This is a genomic window from Micromonospora sp. LZ34 (genome assembly GCF_052981855.1).
In genome coordinates this window covers 36992-58885 of sequence record NZ_JBRIQN010000030.1, presented here as the reverse complement: position 1 = coordinate 58885, position 21894 = coordinate 36992, and the positions used below count along the sequence as shown (strand labels likewise).

General features: G+C 74.2%; 15 protein-coding genes and 1 tRNA gene. 11 read left to right on the top strand and 5 right to left on the bottom strand.

The genetic code is table 11. The features are described 5' to 3' along the window. Positions 1–11: 11 nt before the first annotated feature. A complete protein-coding gene (locus tag ACVCAH_RS26360) occupies positions 12–1496 on the top strand; it encodes an MFS transporter (protein WP_447138897.1) in 1485 nt (494 codons plus the stop codon). Between the two features lie 26 nt (positions 1497–1522). On the opposite strand, the gene pdxR is transcribed toward ACVCAH_RS26360, so the two are convergent. After that, on the bottom strand, positions 1523–2935 hold the full coding sequence (gene pdxR, locus ACVCAH_RS26355) for a MocR-like pyridoxine biosynthesis transcription factor PdxR (protein WP_447138933.1): 1413 nt from the start codon (positions 2933–2935) through the stop codon (positions 1523–1525). Positions 2936–2987: 52 nt separating this feature from the next. Between pdxR and ACVCAH_RS26350 the strand changes: the two genes are divergently transcribed. Together ACVCAH_RS26350 and ACVCAH_RS26345 are read left to right on the top strand one after the other, a co-directional pair. Then, on the top strand, positions 2988–3758 hold the full coding sequence (locus ACVCAH_RS26350; protein ID WP_447138896.1) for an isocitrate lyase/PEP mutase family protein: 771 nt from the start codon (positions 2988–2990) through the stop codon (positions 3756–3758). A gap of 71 nt (positions 3759–3829) precedes the next feature. Continuing rightward, entirely contained in the window at positions 3830–4789 is a 960-nt protein-coding gene (locus ACVCAH_RS26345) for a DNA polymerase domain-containing protein (protein WP_447138895.1), read from the top strand. Between the two features lie 60 nt (positions 4790–4849). Here ACVCAH_RS26345 and ACVCAH_RS26340 read toward each other — a convergent pair. The 4 genes from ACVCAH_RS26340 to ACVCAH_RS26325 form a co-directional block, all read right to left on the bottom strand. Beyond that, positions 4850–4924, bottom strand: a tRNA-Arg gene (locus ACVCAH_RS26340). Between the two features lie 140 nt (positions 4925–5064). Beyond that, complete coding sequence (locus ACVCAH_RS26335; RefSeq protein WP_447138932.1) at positions 5065–5757, bottom strand: winged helix-turn-helix domain-containing protein; 693 nt, start codon at positions 5755–5757, stop codon at positions 5065–5067. Between the two features lie 225 nt (positions 5758–5982). Further along, positions 5983–6645: a DUF305 domain-containing protein gene (locus tag ACVCAH_RS26330; RefSeq protein WP_447138894.1), complete on the bottom strand. Its 663-nt coding sequence runs from the start codon at positions 6643–6645 to the stop codon at positions 5983–5985. 7 nt (positions 6646–6652) lie between these two features. After that, the gene (locus ACVCAH_RS26325; protein WP_447138893.1) at positions 6653–7459 is read right to left on the bottom strand and encodes a DUF3105 domain-containing protein; all 807 of its coding nucleotides are present in this window, start codon (positions 7457–7459) and stop codon (positions 6653–6655) included. 100 nt (positions 7460–7559) lie between these two features. Between ACVCAH_RS26325 and argS the strand changes: the two genes are divergently transcribed. The 8 genes from argS to rho all read left to right on the top strand — a co-directional run bounded on the left by argS (position 7560) and on the right by rho (position 21652). Beyond that, positions 7560–9224: an arginine--tRNA ligase gene (gene argS / locus ACVCAH_RS26320; RefSeq protein ID WP_447138892.1), complete on the top strand. Its 1665-nt coding sequence runs from the start codon at positions 7560–7562 to the stop codon at positions 9222–9224. Position 9225: 1 nt separating this feature from the next. Next, positions 9226–10638 carry a diaminopimelate decarboxylase gene (gene lysA / locus ACVCAH_RS26315; RefSeq protein WP_447138891.1) on the top strand — a complete coding sequence of 471 codons (1413 nt, stop codon included), beginning with the start codon at positions 9226–9228 and terminating at the stop codon, positions 10636–10638. An 8-nt stretch (positions 10639–10646) separates the two neighbouring features. Further along, positions 10647–11969 (top strand): homoserine dehydrogenase, encoded by a 1323-nt coding sequence (locus ACVCAH_RS26310; protein WP_447138931.1) that lies wholly within the window; start codon positions 10647–10649, stop codon positions 11967–11969. A gap of 139 nt (positions 11970–12108) precedes the next feature. Further along, a complete protein-coding gene (gene thrC / locus ACVCAH_RS26305; RefSeq protein ID WP_447138890.1) occupies positions 12109–13158 on the top strand; it encodes a threonine synthase in 1050 nt (349 codons plus the stop codon). Positions 13159–13724: 566 nt separating this feature from the next. Further along, positions 13725–17003 (top strand): efflux RND transporter permease subunit, encoded by a 3279-nt coding sequence (locus ACVCAH_RS26300; RefSeq protein WP_447138889.1) that lies wholly within the window; start codon positions 13725–13727, stop codon positions 17001–17003. A gap of 100 nt (positions 17004–17103) precedes the next feature. Beyond that, positions 17104–18354, top strand: coding sequence for an MFS transporter (locus ACVCAH_RS26295; protein ID WP_447138888.1), 1251 nt, complete (start codon positions 17104–17106; stop codon positions 18352–18354). A gap of 62 nt (positions 18355–18416) precedes the next feature. After that, a complete protein-coding gene (gene thrB, locus ACVCAH_RS26290; protein WP_447138887.1) occupies positions 18417–19361 on the top strand; it encodes a homoserine kinase in 945 nt (314 codons plus the stop codon). Between the two features lie 293 nt (positions 19362–19654). Next, positions 19655–21652 (top strand): transcription termination factor Rho, encoded by a 1998-nt coding sequence (rho, locus tag ACVCAH_RS26285; protein ID WP_447138886.1) that lies wholly within the window; start codon positions 19655–19657, stop codon positions 21650–21652. The last annotated feature ends 242 nt before the right edge of the window (positions 21653–21894 follow it).

Below are 21894 nucleotides of genomic sequence, written 5' to 3'. Positions count from 1 at the left end.
AGGGGGCCCCGATGACCCGTACCGACCCGTGCCGCTGGCCGGCGCTGCTCGTGCTCTGCGCCGGCAGCCTCATGATCATCCTCGATGGCAGCATCGTCGCGGTGGCGCTGCCCGCCATCCAGCGGGACCTCGGCTTCACCGCCACCGGCCTGGCCTGGGTGGTCAACGCCTACCTGGTCGCCTTCGGCGGGCTGCTGCTGCTCGCCGGGCGCCTCGGCGACCTGCTCGGCCGCCGGCAGGTCTTCCTCGCCGGCGTCGCGCTCTTCACCCTCGCCTCGCTGCTCTGCGCGGTGGCGACCGGGCCGGCGGTGCTGGTCGCCGCCCGCTTCGCCCAGGGCGTCGGTGGGGCGCTCACCATGGCGGTCAGCCTCGGCATGATCGTCCGGCTCTTCCCGGAACCGGCCGAGCGGGCCCGGGCGATCGCGGTCTTCAGCTTCACCGGGGCGGCCGGCTCCTCGATCGGCATGCTGGCCGGCGGCGTGCTCACCGACCTCGCCGGCTGGCCCGCGATCTTCCTGATCAACCTGCCGATCGGGCTGGTCATCCTGGTCACCGCGGTGCGCCGGATCGCGCCCGACCGGGGGGTCGGGCTGCGCGCCGGCCTTGACCTGCTCGGCGCGGTGCTGGTCACCGCCGGACTGATGGCCGCCGTGCTGGCGATCGTCGGCACCGGCGAGCACGGCTGGACCTCGGCCCGTACGCTCGGCGCCGCCGGCCTCGCCGCCGCCCTGCTCGGCGGCTTCGCGCTCCGCCAGCGGACGACCGCCACCCCGTTGCTGCCGCCCCGGCTGCTGCGCGCCCCCGACCTGGTCGCCGCGAACGCGGTCCAGTTCCTCATGGTCGCCGCGTTCTTCGGCTTCCAGTTCCTGCTCGCCCTGGAGCTCCAGTTGGTCCTCGGGCTGGACGCGGCGGCCACCGGGCTGGCCTTCCTGCCCACCCCGGTGATGATCGCGGTGGTCTCGCTCGGCCTCGCCGGCCGGCTGGTGGCCCGGTTCGGCGCCCGGGCCGTGCTGCTCACCGGGCTGGCGCTCGCCGTGGTCGGGTTCCTGCTGCTGGCCCGGCTCCCGGTCGACGGCAGCTACCCGGTCGACGTGCTCCCCGCGATTCTGGTCTTCGGCGCCGCCGGCGGGCTGACGCTGCCGGCGGTGACCACGCTGGCCATGGCTGGCGCCGGCGAGGCGGACGCCGGGCTCGCGTCGGGGCTGGCGAACACCACCCAGCAGGTCGGCGGCGCGGTCGGGCTGGCCGCGCTCGCCACCCTGGCCGCCAGTCGTACCGACGGCCTGCGGGGTGCCGGCTGGGCGGAGACCGCCGCCCTCGCCGCCGGCTACCGGACCGCCTTCGCCGTGGCCGCCGCCCTGGTCACCGCAGCCCTGCTGCTCGCCCTGGCCACCCTCAACCGCCCCGTCCCCCCGACACAAGCCGGCCCCACCTCGCCGGACTCCCGCGATCTTGAACTTCCTGCCCCGGCATCTCGGACGACGGTCGCGAAATGAGGGCCGGAACTGCAAGATCGCGGGGGTCAGGGGGTCTTGGTCGGGAGGAGGACGGCGAGCAGGGCGTCGAGGGCGGCGGGGTAGGCGTGCGCGGGCGGGGTGGCGTAGCCGACGACCAGGCCGGGCGGGTGGGCCCCCGGGCGGTGCCGGTGACCGGCCAGGCCGCCCAGGGCCAGCCCGCGCCGCTCGGCTTCGGCGAGCAGTTCGGCCTCGCCCGGCCCGTCCGGCGGCAGGTGCAGCAGCGCGTGCAGGCCGGCGGAGATGCCGCCGAGGACGTACCGCCGGCCGGTCCCGTCGAGGCGTTCGAGCAGCAGGTCCCGGCGCCGGCGGTAGTGCCGGCGGACCGCCCGGATCTGCCGGTCGTAGCCGTGGCTGGTGATCAGGTCGGCGAGCGCCAGCTGCCCGATCGTCTCCGAGTGCAGGTCCAGGTGCCGCTTCGCCTCCACCACCGGCTCGACCAGCCGGGCCGGCAGCACCAGCCAGGCCAGCCGCAGCGCCGGGCCGAGGGTCTTGGCGGCGGTGCCGACGTACGCCACCTGCTCCGGCGCCGTGCCCTGCACCGCGCCGACCGGCTGCCGGTCGTAGCGGAACTCCCCGTCGTAGTCGTCCTCCACCACCAGCGCGTCCCGCTCCCGCGCCCAGCGGGTCAGCGCGTGCCGGCGCTCGGGCGCCAGGGTCACCCCGGTCGGGTACTGGTGGGCCGGGGTCACCACGGCGGCGGCCACGTCGGCCAGCTCACCGACGCCGAGCAGGTCGATCCGGGCGCCCCGGTCGTCCACCGGCAGCGGCAGCACGCTGCCGCCGTGCCGGCGGGCCACCTCCCGGTGGAAGGCGAGCCCGGGGTCCTCCATCGCCAGCACCGGTCGGCCCGCGTCGCGGAGCACGCCCACCAGCAGCGCCAGCGCCTGCACGTACCCGGTGGTGACGACGATCCGGTCGGGGTCGGCCAGCACGCCCCGGGCCCGGCCCAGGTAGCCGGCCAGCGCGGTGCGCAGCTCGATCCGCCCGCGCGGATCGCCGTAGCCGTAGGCGCTCGCCGGGGCGGCGGCCAGCGCCCGCCGGGTGGCGCGCAGCCAGGCGGTGACCGGGAAGGCGGCCACGTCGGGGCTGCCCGGGCGCAGGTCGTACCGGGGCGCGGCCGGGCCGGGCGGGGCGGCGGCCGGCGGGGGCGCGGCGCGCAGCAGCGGACTCACCTCGGTGCCGGCGCCCACCCGGGCCACCAGCCACCCCTCGGCGACCAGCTGGTCGTACGCCGCGCTGACCGTGCCCCGGGACAGGCCCAGCTCCGCGGCGAGCGTCCGGGTGGCGGGCAGCCGGGTCGACGGGGCCAGCCGACCGTCCCGGATCGCCTCGCGGAGCGCGCGTTCCAGCCCGGCCCGGCGGCCGGCCGTCGCGTCCAGCTCCAGGTGCAGGTCGACCCCGAAAGCGGCCCAGTCCATCGGCACGGAATTGGAGCTTAGGGCGGGCCGCCGGGAGGCCGACAATCGGCGGATGACCGCCACCCTGACGGGTCGGGCCGCGGCGCTGCGCGCGCTGCACCGGCCCGGTCACCCGCTGATCCTGCCCAACGCCTGGGACGCCGGCTCGGCCCGGGCCGTCGCCGCCGCCGGCTTCCCGGCCGTGGCCACCAGCAGCGCCGCCGTCGCCGAGTCGCTCGGCCACGCGGACGGCGAGACCACCCCGGTCGGCGAGATGGTCGACGCGGTCGCCCGGATCGCCCGCGCGGTCGACGTGCCGGTCACCGCCGACCTCGAGCGGGGGTACGGGCTGCGCCCCGCCGAACTGGTCGAGCGGCTGCTCGCCGCCGGGGCGGTCGGGCTCAACCTGGAGGACTCCGACCCGCGGACCGGCGCGCTGGTCGATCCCGGGGAGCAGGCCGACCTGCTGGCCGAGGTGCGGGCGGCGGCCGACACGGCGGGGGTGCCGGTGGTGCTCAACGCCCGGGTGGACGTCTTCCTGCGGCCCGGCGGGGACCCGGCCGCCTGGCTCGACGAGGCGGTCCGCCGGGGCCGGCGCTACCTCGCCGCCGGCGCGGACTGCGTCTACCCGATCCTGCTGGCCGACCCGGGGGAGCTGCGGAGCTTCGTCGACGGGGTGGCCGGGCCGGTGAACGTGCTCGCCCGTCCGGGCGGCCCCGCGCCGGCCGGGCTGGCCGCGCTCGGGGTGGCCCGGGTCAGCTACGGCTCCGGCCTGTACGCCGCCGCGCGCGCCTACACCGCCCGGTTGCTCGACGCGGTCGCGACCGGCGCACCGGCGCCCTGACGCGGGACCTGGCCGGCGGTCGCCGGTCGTGTCCGGTTGACCGCCGGGCCCCGGGCCGGGAAGGTGATCGGATGAGCGGGGCTGACGAGACGCGGGACGGGGTGGCGCTGACCAACCTGGACCAGGCGCTGTTCGACGGGGCCGACGCGACCAAGCGGGATCTGGTCGACTACCTCGACGCGGTCCGCGACCGGATCGTGCCGCAGCTGCGGGACCGGCCGCTGTCGGTGATCCGGGTGCGTCCCGGGCAGCCGCCATTCATGCAGAAGAACCTGCCGAAGTACACCCCGGAGTGGGTGCGCCGGGTGCCGGTCTGGGCCGAGGCGTCGCACCGCGAGGTGTCGTACGGGCTCTGCGACGACCGCCGCACCCTGCTCTGGTTCGCCAACCAGCGGGCGGTGGAGTACCACCCGACCCTGGCCACCGTCGCCGACCTGCACCGCCCGACCCACCTGGTGCTCGACCTCGACCCGCCCCAGGGGGACTCGTTCGCCCTCGCCGTGGCCGCCGCCCGGCTGGTCCGGCAGGCGCTGGCGGACGCCGGGCTCGCCGGCGCGGTCAAGACCAGCGGGGCCAAGGGCGTGCACGTCTTCGTACCGGTGGCGGCGGGGGCCACCGCGGTGGACATGGCCGCCGCGACCCGGGCGATCGCGGCCCGCGCCGAACGGCTCGATCCCGCGCTGGCCACCACCGCGTTCATCCGGGAGGACCGGGGCGGCAGGGTCTTCGTGGACTCCACCCGGGCCGGCGGGGCGACCGTGGTGGCCGCGTACAGCCCGCGGCTGCGGCCGGGGGTGCCGGTGTCGTTCCCGGTCGACTGGGCCGACCTGGGCGACGTCACCCCGGCCGACTTCACCATCCGTACCGCGCCCGGCCTGGTCGCCGACCGGGACCCGTGGGTCGAGCAGCTGCCCGCGCCGCAGCCGCTCCCGGCGGACCTGGTCGCCGAGGGGCACACCATCCCGGTCGCCCGGGTGCAGGCCATGCACGAGGGCAAGCGCCGGGCCCGCGCCCGCCGCGCCGCCGGCTGACGTACGCCCTATCCGCACACGAAGAAGCCCGGACCAGCTGGCCCGGGCTCTCGTGGTGTCTGGTGCCCCCGGCAGGATTCGAACCTGCGCCCCCGCCTCCGGAGGGCGGTGCTCTATCCCCTGAGCTACGGGGGCTCAGCGACTGGAGAAGACTAGCAAACGTCCCCACCGAACGCCGAATCGGTATCCGGGGTCGACCCCGTGTCGCGGCGCCCGGCCGTCGGCTCCGGACGCCACCGTCGGCGACGGCGCGCCGGTGGGCGGTGCGCCGCGGGTCAGGCGGCGACGGCGCGGCCGCAGCTGGGCAGCGGGTGCAGCACGATGCGCCGGGGCAGTCGGCGGGGCCACTCGTTGCGGGGCCACGAGCCGTCCACGATGAGGTGCACGGTGCGCTGCTCCTCGCCGCTGAGCCGGAGCACGAACTCGCGGGGGAGCGGCGGGTCGACCGTCGGTGTCGTGATCATGAAGCGGACCCGGCCGCGGGACGAGACGGCGGAGATCACGTCGGCCGCCGGCATGGTGCCGCGCAGCCGGACCCGGCCGATCCAGTAGACCTCGGCCAGGTGCTCCTGGGCCGCCCGGGTGATGGCCGGGTACTCGCTGCGGACCCAGCGCTCGACCGCGCCCACACAGAGCCCGCAGGCCCGCTCCCGGGGCTCCCGCGGACCCAACCCCCAGGCCCGCAGGTACGCCCCGACGGCGCCGGCGTCCAGCGACAGGTCGAACCGGCGCTGGATGAGCGTCTGGAGGCTCTGCCGCGTCCACAGCTCCTCGTCCAGGCCGAACTCGTCGGGGTGGACGCCCCGCAGCACGTCGATCAGTTCGAGTTCCTGTTCGCGGCTGAGCGATCCCGACTCGCTCTGCCGCTGTCCGCGACGGACGGCTGCCACCGCCCCGTCACCGCCGATGGTGTGGCGCCGGCACCAGCTGGTGACCGAACGCCGCGCGTCTCTGAGTGCAACCCCCACGTCCTGCGCAACGAGCCCGAATCGCAACTGGTCACGATATGTGCGGAGAAAACTCTCTTAGCAAAGCAACCGCCCACACAACTCAAACCTCAGAAATGGGATAAACACCCCAAAGATGCCTGGCTTCCCCGGTCTGTCGGCCCGGAAAAATGATCAAGAGGTCTGCGTCAGCCGGTAGGACCGGGTGGTGACGCAGACCTCTCGATCGACGCGGAGTGGAGCGGATCAGCCGCCGAGGCGCTTGAGGACGTTCTGGAGGTTGGTGAGGTCGGTCTGCTGGGTGTTCTTCATGGTCTGCGCGGTGCGGACGACGTCCGGCTCGTCGCTGGCGTCGAGCACCGCGTCGATCATGTGGATCCCGCCCAGGTGATGCTTGATCATCATTTGCAGGAAACGGACGTCCAGGTCCCGGCCCTGGGCGGCGCGCAAGGCCGCCATCTCCTCGGGCGTGGCCATTCCCGGCATCAGCCCGTTCTTCACCGACATCGCGCCGTCCGGCATCCAGGACATCGGCGGCTGCGAGCCGGTCGGGTCCAGCCCCCACGACCGCAGCCAGGCCTGCATCGCGCCGAGTTCGCCCTGCTGGCCGAGCGCGATGTCGCCACCGATGCTCCGGACCTCGGGATCGGTGCCGCGCTGGAAGGCGATCAGGCCCATCTCCACCGCCTGCGTGTGGTGGGTGCTCATGTCCCGGGCGAAGCCCGCCTCCACCGAGGCGTCCCCGGGCCGGGTCAGCCGGGGGGTCAGCAGGCCGCCGGCGTACCCGAGGAGCAGCCCGACCACGACGGCCAGGGCCAGCGCGACCGTGCCCCAGCGGCGCGCGGTGGACCGGCGCTCCGGCGGGGTCGGGTCGCCGAGGTCGACGCTCGTCGTGGTCGGTGCGCTCATCGTCTGCTCAGCCCTGCGTCCCCGCGTCGTCGCGCGGGGTGGTGCCGGTCGCGGTGATCCCCTGGTTGCACAGCGCCGTCGGCCCCTCGATCGAGGCGTTCACCCGCAGCGTCTTGATGAACTCGTCGATCCGCTTGTCGTCGGCGTTGTCGACCTTGAGCTGGTAGCCCCAGGCCTGCAGCGAGATCGGCTTGTCCAGCCCCTCGAACGGGCTGAGCATGGTCTTCTCCACGCCCTCGACCTTGCCGCGCAGCGTGGCCACCTGGTCGGCGGGCAGGTCCGGCCGGTAGGTGATCCAGACCGCGCCGTGCTCTAGGCTGTGCACCGCGTGCTCGCTGGCGATCGGGGCGTCGTAGACGTCGCCCATGCAGTTCTGCCAGGCCGCGTTGTGCGGGCCGGCCACCGGCGGGGAGATCTCGTACTTGATCGGGCCGGGCTGGTGGTTGCTCCCCTTGACGAGCTCCTTGTCCAGCTCGCGGTAGTTCACGATGCCGGAGATGTCGGCCGCCCGCTCTTCCCACGGCTTCGAGCCCTGGAACGCCGCCCAGGCGCCGTAGCCGATGATCGAGGCGGCGAGCACGCCCACGGCGACGAAGAGCGCGATCGGGCCCCAGGAGCGGCCCTGGCTGACCTTGACCGGGGTGACCGGCTTGCGGCCCTTGCCCCCGGCGCCCGGGCGGGGACCGGTCGACTTGCCGGACCCGGCCTTGCCGCCGGCCGGCTTGCCGGCAGCGGCCGGCCGGGCCGCCGGCTTCTTGCCGGTGCTGACCACGGTCGGACGGCGCTGCTCGCCGCCCGGGGTGCTGATGCTCATCGTGCCTCGTCAGGTCGGTCGGTCAGGGGAGCCGGCGGGTCGAATACACATGCTGGGTCGCCGCCGCGGGTGCCGAGTCTACCCCCGATAACATGGTTCGGTGACTCCCGCAGAACTCGCCGAGGTCGTCCTCTCCGCAGCCCACGCCGTCTTCACCGAGCGGGGCCTGGATCGCTCCGCCCTGCCGGAGCGGACGGCGGTGGAGCGACCCCGCAACCCCGAGCACGGCGACTACGCCTCGACGCTGGCGCTCCAGCTCAGCAAGAAGGTGGGCGTGCCGCCGCGGGAGCTCGCCACCGCGCTGGCCGAGCAGCTCGGCCGGTCCGCCGGGATCAAGTCGGTGGAGATCGCCGGCCCCGGCTTCCTCAACATCCGGCTCGACGCGGCCGCCGCCGGCCAGCTCGCCCGGGTGATCGTCGAGGCCGGCCGGGAGTACGGCCGCAGCGACCGGCTCGCCGGGCAGCGGATCAACCTCGAGTTCGTCTCGGCCAACCCGACCGGTCCGGTGCACATCGGCGGGGTCCGCTGGGCCGCGGTCGGCGACGCGCTGGGCCGGCTGCTGCGCGCCACCGGCGCCGAGGTGGGCACCGAGTACTACTTCAACGACGCCGGCTCGCAGATCGACCGGTTCGCCCGCTCGCTGGTCGCCGCCGCCCGGGGCGAGCCGACTCCGGAGGACGGTTACGCCGGGGCGTACCTCGGCGAGATCGCCGCGGAGGTGCAGGCCCGCCGGCCGGACGTGCTGACGCTGGACGACGCGGCGGCCCAGGAGGTCTTCCGGGTCGAGGGCGTGGCGCTGATGTTCGACGAGATCCGCTCGTCGCTGCGCGACTTCGGCGTCGAGTTCGACACCTACTTCAACGAGAAGGACCTGCACGACCGGGGCGAGCTGGATCTGGCGCTGAGCCGGCTGCGGCAGCAGGGCCACGTCTTCGAGGCCGAGGGCGCCACCTGGCTGCGCACCACCGAGTTCGGCGACGACAAGGACCGGGTGCTGCGCAAGTCCAACGGCGAGTGGACCTACTTCGCCGCCGACTGCGCCTACTACCTCGACAAGCGCGAGCGCGGCTTCGAGCGGGTGGTCATCATGCTCGGCGCCGACCACCACGGCTACATCGGCCGGATGAAGGCGATGGCCGCCTGCTTCGGCGACGACCCGGAGCGCAACCTGGAGATCCTCATCGGCCAGCTGGTCAACCTGGTCCGCGACGGCGCCCCGATGCGGATGAGCAAGCGGGCCGGCACCGTGGTCACCCTGGAGGACCTGGTCGACGCGATCGGGGTGGACGCCGCCCGGTACGCGCTGGCCCGCTACTCCAGCGACTCGCCGATCGACATCGACGTCGAGCTGTGGACCCGGGCCACCCGCGACAACCCGGTCTACTACGTGCAGTACGTGGCGGCCCGGACGGCCAGCGTCGGGCGCAACGCCGCCGAGGTCGGGCTCACCCGGGGCGACGCCGCCGCGTTCCGCCCCGACCTGCTCGACCACGAGAAGGAGAACGAGCTGCTCAAGGCGCTCGCCGAGTTCCCGGCCGTGGTGTCCACCGCGGCCGAGCTGCGCGAGCCGCACCGGGTGGCCCGCTACCTGGAGGACCTGGCCGGGGCCTACCACCGGTTCTACGACAACTGCCGGATCCTGCCGCGCGGCGACGAGGAGGTCGCCGACCTGCACCGGGCCCGGCTCTGGCTGAACGACGCCACCCGCGTGGTGATCGCCAACGGGCTGCTCCTGCTCGGCGTCTCCGCCCCTGAGAGGATGTGACATGCGCGCTCACGAAGCCGGTGCGCTGCACGGTGACATCGGCAGCCGGGGGCCGGCCTGGCTGCGTACCCCGGTCGACGTCAACGCCCTGGTGCCGCAGCTCTGGCCGCGCACCGTGGCGCGCGGCGCCGACGGCCAACTCACCGTCGCGGGCCTGCGCGTGCGCGACCTCGCCGCCGAGTTCGGCACCCCGGCGTACGTGCTCGACGAGGACGACCTGCGCTCGCGCTGCCGCGACTTCCGGGCCGCGTTTCCGGACGTCGACGTCTACTACGCCGGCAAGGCGTTCCTCTGCCGCGCCGTGGTGCGGATGATCGACGAGGAGGGCCTGCACCTGGACGTGTGCAGTGGTGGCGAGCTGGCCACCGCGCTGGCCGCCGGGATGGAGCCTGCGCGGATCGGCTTCCACGGCAACAACAAGTCGGTCGCCGAGCTGACCCGGGCGGTGGACGCAGGGGTGGGCCGGATCATCGTCGACTCGTTCACCGAGATCGACCGGCTCACCGCGCTGGCCCGCGAGCGCGGCGTCCGGCCGAAGGTGCTGGTCCGGGTCACCGTCGGCGTCGAGGCGCACACCCACGAGTTCATCGCCACCGCGCACGAGGACCAGAAGTTCGGCTTCTCGCTGGCCGGCGGGGCGGCCGCGGCCGCCGCCTTCAAGATCCTCGACGAGGACGTCCTGGAGCTGCGCGGCCTGCACTCGCACATCGGGTCGCAGATCTTCGACGCCAGCGGGTTCGAGGTCTCCGCCCGCCGGGTGCTCGCCCTGCAGGCGCAGATCCGCGACGCGCGCGGGGTGGAGCTGCCCGAGCTGGACCTCGGCGGCGGCTTCGGCATCGCGTACACCACCCAGGACGACCCGGCCGCCCCGCACGACCTGGCCAAGCGGCTGCGCAAGATCGTCGACGCGGAGTGCGCGGCCGAGCAGCTCGCCGTGCCCCGGCTCTCCATCGAGCCGGGCCGGGCCATCGTCGGGCCGGCCGTGTTCACCCTCTACGAGGTCGGCACGGTCAAGTCCGTGCCGGTAGGCACTGGTGGCGACGCAGCCGATGGGCGTCGTGCCTATGTCAGCGTCGACGGTGGGATGAGCGACAACATCCGTACCGCGCTCTACGACGCGTCCTACTCCGCCACCCTGGCCTCCCGGGCGTCGGCCGCCGAGCCGATGCTCGCCCGCGTGGTGGGAAAGCATTGTGAGTCCGGGGACATCGTGGTGAAGGATGAATTCCTGCCCGCCGACGTGCGGCCCGGAGATCTTGTCGCGGTGCCCGGCACCGGTGCCTACTGCCGGAGCATGGCCAGCAACTACAACCACGTGCCCCGCCCCCCGGTGGTCGCGGTGCGGGGCGGCCAGGCGCGCGTGATCGTCCGGCGGGAGACCGAAGAGGACCTGCTCGCATTGGATGTTGGATGACGTCACCTGTGCGCCTGGCGCTGCTCGGCTGCGGCACCGTCGGTAGCGAGGTGGTCCGGCTGCTGCACGAGCAGTCGGCCGACCTCGCCGCCCGGATCGGTGCCCCGATCGAGATCGCCGGTATCGCCGTCCGGCGGCTCGGCCGCGACCGCGGCGACCTGCCGGTCGATCCGGCGCTGTTCACCACCGACCCGCTCGGCCTGATCAAGCGGGACGACGTCGACGTGGTGGTCGAGGTGGTCGGCGGCATCGAGCCGGCCCGGGGCTGGCTGGTGGAGGCGCTGCGCGCCGGCAAGAGCGTGGTCACCGCCAACAAGGCGCTGCTCGCCGAGGACGGCGCGGCGCTGCACGACGCGGCCGCCGAGGGCGGCGGCGACCTCTACTACGAGGCGTCCGTGGCCGGGGCGATCCCGCTGCTGCGCCCGCTGCGCGAGTCGCTGCACGGCGACCGGATCAACCGGGTCACCGGCATCGTCAACGGCACCACCAACTTCATCCTCTCCGCCATGGACGCCACCGGCGCCGGCTTCGCCGAGGCGCTGGAGGAGGCGACCGAGCTGGGGTACGCCGAGGCCGACCCGACCGCCGACGTGGAGGGCTTCGACGCGGCGGCGAAGGCGGCCATCCTGGCCTCGCTGGCCTTCCACACCCGGGTGGGCGCCGCCGACGTGCACCGGGAGGGCATCACCGAGGTCACCGCCGCCGACGTGGCCAGCGCCAAGGCGATGGGCTGCACGATCAAGCTGCTCTGCATCGCGGCCCGGGGCGCGGACGCCGCCGGCCGGGAGACGGTCAGCGTGCGGGTGCACCCGGCGATGATCCCGCGGACCCACCCGCTGGCCGGCGTCGGCGACGCGTTCAACGCGGTCTTCGTCGAGGCCGAGGCGGCCGGGCAGCTGATGTTCTACGGCCGGGGCGCCGGCGGCGCGCCGACCGCCAGCGCGGTGCTCGGCGACGTGGTCGCGGTCGCCCGCAACCGGCTCGCCGGGGTCCGCGCGGCCAGCGAGAGCGCGTACGCCGACCTGTCGGTGCGGCCGATGGGGGAGGCGCTGACCCGCTACCACATCAGCCTGGACGTGGCCGACCGTCCCGGTGTGCTGGCCGCGGTGGCCGGGGTGTTCGCCCGGCACGACGTCTCGATCGCGACCGTCCGGCAGGGCTCGGCGGAGGCCGGCAGCTCCGGCGCCGCCGGCCGGGGCGACGACGCGGAACTGGTCATCGTGACCCACGTGGCGCCGGACGCCGCGCTCGCCGCCACCGTACGCGAGCTGCGCGGACTGGACATCGTCCGCACGGTGACCAGCGTGCTGCGGGTCGAGGGCGGGCTGTAACCGGTCCGGTCGGCGTGTGGGCTGGCGCTCTCGTCTCGCCAGGTGGTTAATGGCGGGTGTGCCGCGGCCGGCCCGGCGAGGCTGGTCCAGGCTGGAGGCGCCCCCGGCTGGGCGGGGCGGTAGAGGCGAGGAGAGCGACATGTGGCGGGGCCTGATCGACGCCTTCCGGGACCGGCTGCCGGTCACCGACGCCACCCCCGTCGTCACGCTGCACGAGGGGAACACCCCGCTGCTGCCCGCGCCGGTGCTCTCCGCCCGCCTCGGCTGCGACGTCCACCTCAAGGTGGAGGGGGCCAACCCGACCGGCTCCTTCAAGGACCGGGGCATGACGCTCGCGGTCTCCAAGGCGGTCGAGGCCGGCAACAAGGCGATCATCTGCGCCTCCACCGGCAACACCAGCGCCTCCGCCGCGGCGTACGCGGCCCGGGCCGGGCTGACCTGCGCGGTGCTGGTGCCGCAGGGCAAGATCGCGCTGGGCAAGCTGGCCCAGGCGCTGGTGCACGGCGCGAAGCTGCTCCAGGTCAACGGCAACTTCGACGACTGTCTGTCGCTGGCCGCCAAGCTCGCCCAGGACTACCCGGTCGCCCTGGTCAACTCGGTCAACATCGACCGGCTGCACGGCCAGAAGACCGCCGCGTTCGAGATCGTCGGGGCGCTCGGCGACGCCCCCGACATCCACTGCCTGCCGGTCGGCAACGCCGGCAACATCTCGGCCTACTGGATGGGCTACGCCGAGGAGCTCGCCGACGGCAACGCCACCCGCACCCCGAAGATGTACGGCTTCCAGGCCGCCGGGGCGGCGCCGATCGTGACCGGCGAGGTGGTCCGGGAGCCGTCCACCATCGCCACCGCCATCCGGATCGGCAACCCGGCCAGCTGGACCCGGGCCCTGGACGCCCGGGACTCCTCCGGCGGGTTGATCGAGGCGGTCACCGACCGGGAGATCCTGGCCGCGTACCGGCTGCTGGCCCGCGAGGTCGGGGTCTTCGTGGAGCTGGGCAGCGCGGCCAGCGTGGCCGGCCTGCTCCAGCAGGCCGCCGCCGGCCGGGTCCCGGCCGGCTCCACCGTGGTCTGCACGGTCACCGGGCACGGCCTGAAGGACCCGGAGTGGGCCATCTCCACCGCCCCGGCCCCGGTCACCATCGCCAACGACCCCCTCGCCGCCGCCCGCTCCCTCGACCTCGCCTGACCGCCCCGGCACCCGCTCCCGCGCCCCACGCGCTCCCGCGCCCCACGCGCGCTCCCGCGCCCCACGCGCGCTCCCGCGCCCCACGCGCGCTCCCGCGCCCCACGCGCGCTCCCGCGCCCCACGCGCGCTCCCGCGCCCCACGCGCGCTCCCGCGCCCCACGCGCGCTCCCGCGCCCCACGCGCGCTCCCGCGCCCCACCGTGCTGTGGGGCCCCAACACGCTCCGGCGTCGCACCACGCTCCCGCGCTTCCACTCCCGTGATCATGAAGTTCGCGTCGGGAATCCGCGTCGGGCTGACGTAAACCTCATGATCACCAAAGCGCCCGGCGGCCGGAGCGCCCGGCGGCCGGAGCGCCCGGCGGCCGGAGCGCGCGGCGGGCGCGGCGCTCCGGGGCCGGGGCGGCTCGCGGGCCGGGAGCGCTCGGGGCCTGGCGGGGCTGGTCGCGGGGGCGGGACGGGGTGGGTCCTGTGGGTGGGACGCGGAACGGGGGCGGGCGGGGCGGCGTCGACCGGGTCGGGCACACTCTGCGTACCTCATACGCTTTCTTCAGGAGTGAGCCGAGCCGATGTCGCTGCTCGCCAGATTCAGCCTCGCCAACCGAGGGCTGGTCGCCCTCATCGCGGTGGTGGCCACGGCGTTCGGAGCGTTCGCCGTACCGTCGCTCAAGCAGCAACTGCTGCCGTCGCTGGAGTTCCCGGCCGCGTTCGTCGTGGCCGCCTACCCCGGTGCCGGCCCGGAAGTCGTCGAGTCGCAGGTCACCGAGCCGATCGAGAACAGTCTCCAGGGCATCCCGGGGCTGGAGAAGGTCACCTCGACCTCCCGCGAGGGCTCCGCGACCATCCAGGTGCAGTACGAGTTCGGCACCGACCTGGACGACGTGGTCAACAAGATGCAGACCGCGCTGAGCCGGATCGACGCCCAGTTGCCGGAGAGCGTCGACCCGCAGGTCATCGCGGGCAGCACCGACGACCTGCCGGCCGTGGTGCTGGCCGCGTCGGGCGGCGACGACCAGCGTGTCCTGGTCGAGCGGCTGCGCGGCACGGTGGTGTCGGAGCTGGAGGCGATCGACGGGGTCCGGTCGGTCGACGTCACCGGCACCCGGGACGACGTCGTGGTGGTCACCCCCGACCCGGCGAAGCTGGCGGCGAGGAAGCTCCCGCCGACCGCGATCGGCGCCGCGCTGCAGACCAACGGCGTGACGGTCCCGGCCGGCACGGTGGTCGACGGCAGCAAGGCGCTGCCGGTCCAGGTCGGCACCCCGCTCGGCACGCTGGACGGCCTGCGCGGCATCGTGGTCGCCCCGGCCGCCGGCAGGGCGGCCCCGGTGCGGCTGGGCGACGTGGCCACCGTCTCCGAGCAGCTCGCCCCCGCCACCGCGATCACCCGGACCAACGGCAAGGACAGCCTCGGCATCGCGGTCACCGCGTCCCCGGACGGCAACGCCGTGGAAATCTCGCGCGAGATCCGAGACCGGCTCGCCGAGCTGCGGGACGACTCCGGCGCCGAGCTGACCATCGTCTTCGACCAGGCGCCGTTCGTCGAGAAGTCCATCGAGAGCCTGACCACCGAAGGCCTGCTCGGCCTGGTGATGGCGGTCGTGGTGATCCTGGTCTTCCTGCTGTCGGTGCGCTCCACCCTGGTCACCGCGGTCTCCATCCCGCTCTCCGTGGTGGTCGCGCTGATCGCCCTCTGGATCGGCGACTATTCGCTCAACCTGCTCACCCTCGGGGCGCTGACCATCGCCGTCGGCCGGGTGGTCGACGACTCGATCGTGGTGTTGGAGAACATCAAGCGGCATCTGGAGTACGGCGAGGAGAAGGTCCGCGCGATCCGCACCGCCGTCCGGGAGGTGGCCGGCGCGGTGACCGCGTCCACCCTCACCACGGTCGCCGTCTTCGCCCCGATCGCACTGGTCGGCGGCTTCGTCGGGCAGCTCTTCGCGCCGTTCGCGATCACCGTCACGGTGGCCCTGCTCGCCTCGCTGCTGGTCTCGCTGACCGTCATCCCGGTGCTCGCGTTCTGGTTCCTCAAGCCGCCGTCCGGTACGCCGGACGACGAGGCGGTGCGCCGGGCGGCGGAGCAGAAGGAGCTGCGCAGCCCGTTGCAGCGGGCGTACCTGCCGGTGATCGGGTTCGCCACCCGGAAGCGGGCGACCCGCTGGATCACCCTGGGGCTCGGCGTGCTGGTGCTGTTCGGCACGTTCGGCCTGTCCCGGCAGCTGGAGACCAACTTCCTGGACGACTCCGGCCAGGACACCCTGAGTATCACCCAGGAGCTGCCGGCGGGCACCGGCCTGGCCGGCACCGACGAGGCGGCCCGCCGGGTCGAGGCGGTGCTGGAGCGCACCGAGGGCGTCGAGACGTACACGGTCACCGCCGGCAGCGGGGACAACCCGTGGGCGGGCGGCGGCGGCAACAACGTCGCCACCTGGTCGCTGTCGCTCGGCGACGACACGGACGCCAAGGAGGTGCGCGGCGTCCTGCGCCGGGAGCTCGACGCCCTCGGCGAGGGGGCGGGCGAGTTCAGCTTCGGCGCCGGGCAGGGCGCGGCCGCCAACCAGATCGAGGTAATCGTCCAGGCCGGCGACCCGGAGACGTTGTCCCGGGCCGCCGCGGAGGCCGAGGCGGCGATGACCGGGATCTCCGGCGTGGAGGACGTGTCCACCAGTCTGGCCGACCGGGTGGAGCGGGTGGACGTGACCGTCGACCGGGTCGCCGCCGGCCGGGTCGGGCTCACCGAGGCGGCCGTCGGCCAGCTGGTGGCGCAGGCGTTCCGCGGCGCTCCGCTCGGCCAGGTGACGCTCGACGGCGGCCAGCGGGACGTGGTGCTGCGGCCGGCCGCCGTGCCGCCGACGACGGTGGAGCAGCTGCGCGCGCTGCCCGTGGGCCCGGTGAAGCTGGACGACATCGCCGACGTCACCGAGGCGGAGGGCCCGCAGCAGGTGACCAGGATCGGCGGCGAGCGCAGCGTCTCGGTGACCGGCACGGCCACCGGCTCCAACCTCGGCGCGACCAGCCAGGAGCTGCAGCGCCGGCTGGACGGCATCGACGTGCCGGGGGCGACGTTCACCGTCGGCGGCGTCAGCGCCGACCAGGAGGAGGCCTTCGCCGACCTCGGGCTGGCGGTGCTGGCGGCGATCGCGATCGTCTTCCTGATCATGGTGGCGACGTTCCGCAGCCTCACCCAGGCGCTGATCCTGCTGATCTCCATCCCGTTCGCCGCCACCGGCGCGATCGGGCTGCTGCTGGCCACCGGGACCCCGCTCGGCGTGCCGGCGCTGATCGGCGTGCTCATGCTGGTCGGCATCGTGGTGACCAACGCGATCGTGCTGCTGGACCTGATCAACCAGTACCGGGCCCAGGGTCTCGGGGTGCGCGAGGCGGTGGTCGAGGGCGGCCGGCGCCGGCTGCGGCCGATCCTGATGACCGCGGTGGCCACCATCTTCGCGCTGCTGCCGATGGCGTTCGGGCTCACCGGGGAGGGCGGCTTCATCTCCAAGCCGCTGGCGGTCGTGGTGATCGGCGGTCTGCTCAGCTCCACGCTGCTGACCCTGATCCTGGTGCCGACGCTCTACGCGATGGTGGAGCACACCAAGGAGTCGCTCCGGGCCCGGCGCCGGCGGCGTCGCGCCGGCGGGTCGGGTCCGGCGGAGCCGGCCGAGCCGGTCACCGGCGGGCAGCCCGCGGCGGAGCCGGTGCCGGTCCCCGCGGCCGCCCCGGCCGGTGACGGGGAGCCCGTCCAGCCGGCGCTCCGTCCCTCGGCCGCGCTGGTGGACGGCACCGACCAGTTCGAGGTGCTGCGGCTGCCGAAGAGCCGCAGGTCGCCGCTGCCGCCGACCGAGTAGGCCGGCACGTCCGCGAACGCCCCCGACGGTCCGCCCGTCGGGGGCGTTCGCTGTCCGCGCGACGACGGTTCGCAGCGGGCCGGCCGGGTAGGGTCCGGTCGTGGCGTCCACCCTCTCGGTCCTCACCCGGAACCGGAACTTCCGCAACCTCTTCCTGGCCGAGCTGGTGGTCTTCGGCGCCGACTGGTTCGTCATGGTGCCGCTGCTCGTGCTCCTGCCGAAGTTGACCGGCAGCGGGGTGTGGGGCGCGCTGGTGCTCGCGGTGGACACCGGGATCGTGGCGCTGCTGCTGCCGTACACCGGCACGGTGGCCGACCGGTTCGACCGCCGGAAGATCATGGTCGCGGCGAACGTCGCCGCCCTGCTCGGCGTGCTGCTGCTGCTCGGCGTCCGGAGCGCCGGCACCGCCTGGCTGGCCATGCTGGGCATCGGGGTGGTCGCGGTGGCCAAGGCGTTCTACTCCCCGGCGGCCCAGGCCGCCCTGCCCAACGTCCTCGAACCCGACGAGCTGGCCGCCGGCAACGCGGTCGCCGGCTCGGCCTGGGGCACGATGACCATCGTCGGCGCCTCGCTCGGCGGGGTGCTGAGCGGCGAGGTCGGGCCGTACGCCTGCTTCTGGGTCGCCGCGGTCGGCCTGGTGCTCGCGGCCGGCCTGGCCGCGTTCATCCGCCGGCCGTTGCAGGCGCCCCGGGAGAGCGGGTCGCCGACGCCGCAGACCTGGGCGGCGGTCGGCGAGGCGCTGCGCTACATCGGGCACCGGCCGCGGGTGCTGGCGCTGGTGACGGTGAAGTCGGCGGTGGGCCTGGGCAACGGCGTGCTGACGATCTTCCCGCTGCTGGCCGCGGTGTACGGGGCCGGCCCGGCGGGCGCCGGCCTGCTCTTCGCGGTACGCGGGGCGGGCGCGCTGGTCGGGCCGATCCTGATGCGCCGGGTGCTGACCAACCGGTCCTGGCTGCTGCCGGGGCTGGCCCTGTCGATGTCGCTGTACGGGCTGGCCTACCTGGGCACCTCGGTGGTCGACTGGTTCCCGCTGGTACTGGCCTTGGTCTTCGTCGCCCATTTCGCTGGCGGCAGCAACTGGGTGATGTCGAACTTCGCCCTGCAGGGCGAGGTGCCGGACCGGCTGCGCGGGCGGGTCTTCGCCACCGACATGATGCTGGCGACCCTGGCCATCTCGGTCAGCCAGCTGGTGGTGGCGGCCGTGGTGGACACCGTGGACGAGCGAGTGGTGCTGGCCGGCTGCGGCCTGGTCACGCTGGTCTACGCGGTGGGCTGGCGGATCGCCACCCGCCGGCTCTCGCTCTCCGACCCGGCCGCCGAGCCGGACCCGACCGCCGTGCGCCAGGGCTAGGCCGGTTTCCCAGGGTCCGGACGGTCATCCGTCCTGTCGGTGCCGGGCCATAGCATGAGCCCGTGCCGACGACATTCACCCCCGGGCCGGTCCGGGTCCGGGTTCCCGCCACCAGCGCCAACCTGGGGCCGGGGTTCGACGCGCTCGGGTTGGCCCTGGCCCTCTACGACGACGTGGCGGCCGAGGTCACCTCGGGGGGCGTGACGGTGAGCGTGGCCGGGCAGGGCGCCGGGGAGTTGCCGGCCGACGACCGGCACCTGGTGGTCCGCGCCATGCGGGCCGCCTTCGACGCCCTCGGCGGGCAGCCGCCGGGGCTGGCGGTCGAGTGCGTCAACCGCATCCCGCAGGCCCGCGGCCTCGGGTCCTCCTCGGCGGCGATCGTGGCCGGCGTGCTGCTGGCCCGGGCGTTGGTGGCCGACGGTGAGCAGCGGCTCGACGACGCCGGCGTGCTGCGGCTGGCGGCCGAGATCGAGGGCCACCCCGACAATGTGGCCCCCTGCCTGCTCGGCGGTTTCACCCTGGCGTGGACGGAGCCGTCCGGCGCCCGTGCGGTGTCGCTGCCGGTCGCCGAGGAGGTGCACCCCACCGTCTTCGTGCCCGCGGAGCGGGGCCTGACCGCCACCGCGCGGGCGGCGTTGCCGGCGACCGTGCCGCACCGCGACGCCGCGTTCAACGCCGGCCGGGCCGCCCTGCTGGTGCACGCGCTCAGCACCGATCCCACGCTGCTGCTGCCGGCCACCGTCGACCGGCTGCACCAGGAATACCGCGCGCCCGGCATGCCCGGCACGGCCGCCCTGGTGAACGCGCTGCGTGCGGCGGGTGTGGCGGCTGTGGTCAGTGGGGCGGGGCCGACTGTTCTGGCGCTGACCGAGCCGCCGGAGGGCTTCGCAGCGGGAACAGGATGGCAGGTTCAGCGGTTGATGACAGACGTGCGCGGCGCACAGGCCGCTCGGGGTAGACTTGGACACGCGGAGCGGGACCCTGTTGCCGCAGGTCGGAAGAGTTGATTACGCTCTAGACTTAGCACAGCCGCGAAGCATGCGATCTCCTGCGGGTCGGCGCACCCCCGAAGCTTTCGGCGGTAAGCCCGTCACCCCTGCCTAGGCCACGCCGCACCGCAGTCTCCACAGGTCGCCGCAGACGGCGAGACCTGCTCACCGATGCTGGTGAGTCGGGAAACCGACCGGCTGCTGTGTCACAGACTCCCGCGACGCGTCATGCGAGGCGGGTGCACCGAGGCCGCCCGGCCACCTTGTTTTTCGACTCCGGGCAGTCCCGGCCTATCGAGGGAAGGAATCCATTGAGCGACACCACCGACGTGACGTCGGATGTTTCCAACGTCGCTGGCGATGCCACCACCGCCGCTCCCGCCCGTCGTCGGCGCAGCGGCACCGGTCTGTCGGCGATGCTGCTGCCAGAGCTGCAGAGCCTGGCCGCGTCGCTCGGCATCTCCGGTACGGCTCGCATGCGTAAGGGCGAGCTGATCAGCGCGATCTCCGAGCGGCAGGGCGGCGCCGCCGCCGGCACCCCTCGACCGCGGGCCGAGGTCGCTGCCGCGGCCGCTCCCGCCCGCGAAGAGGTCCACGCCGAGGTCCGGGACACCGGCGAGCGGCCGGAGGCCGAGCGGCGCGCCGCCGAGCAGACCCCCGCGGAGCCGGCGGCCGCCGAGCCCGAGGGCCGGAGCCGGTCCCGGCGCAGCCGGGCCGCCGCCGAGGCGCGGGCCGAGGAGGCCACCGCCGAGACCGGTGAGCGGGCCGAGCGCGGCGAGGGCCGGGGCGGTCGCGACCGCGGCGAGCGCGCCGAGCGTGGCGGTGACCGTGCCGAGCGCGGCGAGCGTGCCGAGCGCGGCGGTGACCGTGCCGAGCGGGGCGAGCGGGGCGAGCGTGCCGAGCGCGGTGAGCGTGCCGAGCGCGGCGACCGCAACGAGCGGGGCGAGCGTGCCGAGCGGGGTGACCGCAACGAGCGCGGCGAGCGTGCCGAGCGCGGCGAGCGCAACGACCGGGGCGACCGGGGCCAGCGCGTCGAGCGCGACACCGACTCCGACGACGACGGCGAGGGCGGCGGCCGGCGTGGCCGGCGCAGCCGGTTCCGCGACCGTCGCCGGGGCCGTGGTGAGCGCGCCGAGGGCGGCGGCGAGGGCGGGCGCGAGCCGCAGGTCAGCGAGGACGACGTGCTCGTCCCGGTGGCCGGCATCATCGACGTGCTCGACAACTACGCCTTCGTGCGGACCACCGGCTACCTGGCCGGCCCGAACGACGTCTACGTCTCGATGTCCCAGATCAAGAAGTACGGTCTGCGGCGCGGTGACGCGATCACCGGTGCCGTGCGCGCGGCCCGGGACGGCGAGCAGCGGCGGGACAAGTACAACCCGCTGGTCCGGCTGGACACCATCAACGGGATGGAGCCCGACGAGGCCAAGCGCCGGCCGGAGTTCTACAAGCTGACCCCGCTGTACCCGCAGGATCGGCTGCGGCTGGAGACCGAGCCGCACATCCTCACCACGCGGGTGATCGACCTGGTCATGCCGATCGGCAAGGGCCAGCGGGCGCTCATCGTCTCGCCGCCGAAGGCCGGTAAGACGATGGTGCTGCAGGCGATCGCGAACGCGATCACCCACAACAACCCGGAGTGCCACCTGATGGTGGTGCTGGTCGACGAGCGGCCCGAAGAGGTCACCGACATGCAGCGGTCGGTGAAGGGCGAGGTCATCGCGGCGACGTTCGACCGTCCGCCGCAGGACCACACCACCGTGGCGGAGCTGGCGATCGAGCGGGCGAAGCGGCTGGTCGAGCTGGGCCACGACGTGGTCGTGCTGCTCGACTCGGTGACCCGGCTGGGTCGGTCGTACAACCTGGCGGCGCCGGCCAGCGGCCGGATCATGTCGGGTGGTATCGACTCCACCGCGCTCTACCCGCCGAAGCGCTTCCTCGGTGCGGCCCGCAACATCGAGAACGGCGGCTCGCTGACCATCCTCGCCACCGCGCTGGTGGAGACCGGGTCCATGGCGGACACGGTCATCTTCGAGGAGTTCAAGGGCACCGGTAACGCGGAGCTGAAGCTGGACCGGAAGATCGCCGACAAGCGGACCTTCCCGGCCATCGACATCCACCCGTCCGGTACGCGCAAGGAGGAGATCCTGCTCGCGCCGGAGGAGCTGGCCATCGTCCACAAGCTCCGCAAGGTGCTGCACTCGCTGGACTCGCAGGCGGCCCTGGACCTGCTGCTCGACAAGCTCAAGCAGACCCGGACCAACATCGAGTTCCTGATGCAGATCGCCAAGTCGACGCCGGGGGAGTGAACCTCCCCGGTTGACTGATGAAGGGGCACGGCCGTCCGGCCGTGCCCCTTCGTCGTGCCGTCGACGCGCCCGAGCCGGTGCGGCGGTGATGACGGCCGGAGCGGCCTTTGCTCTGCTTCAACCCACGCAGCGAAAGTCGGTGCCAACCGCTGCGTGGGTTGAAGCAGAGCAAAGGGGGTCCAACAGGCGTCGCCGTAGGCGGCGACGCGTGCGATCAGACGGCGGACCGCGAAGTTTTCCTT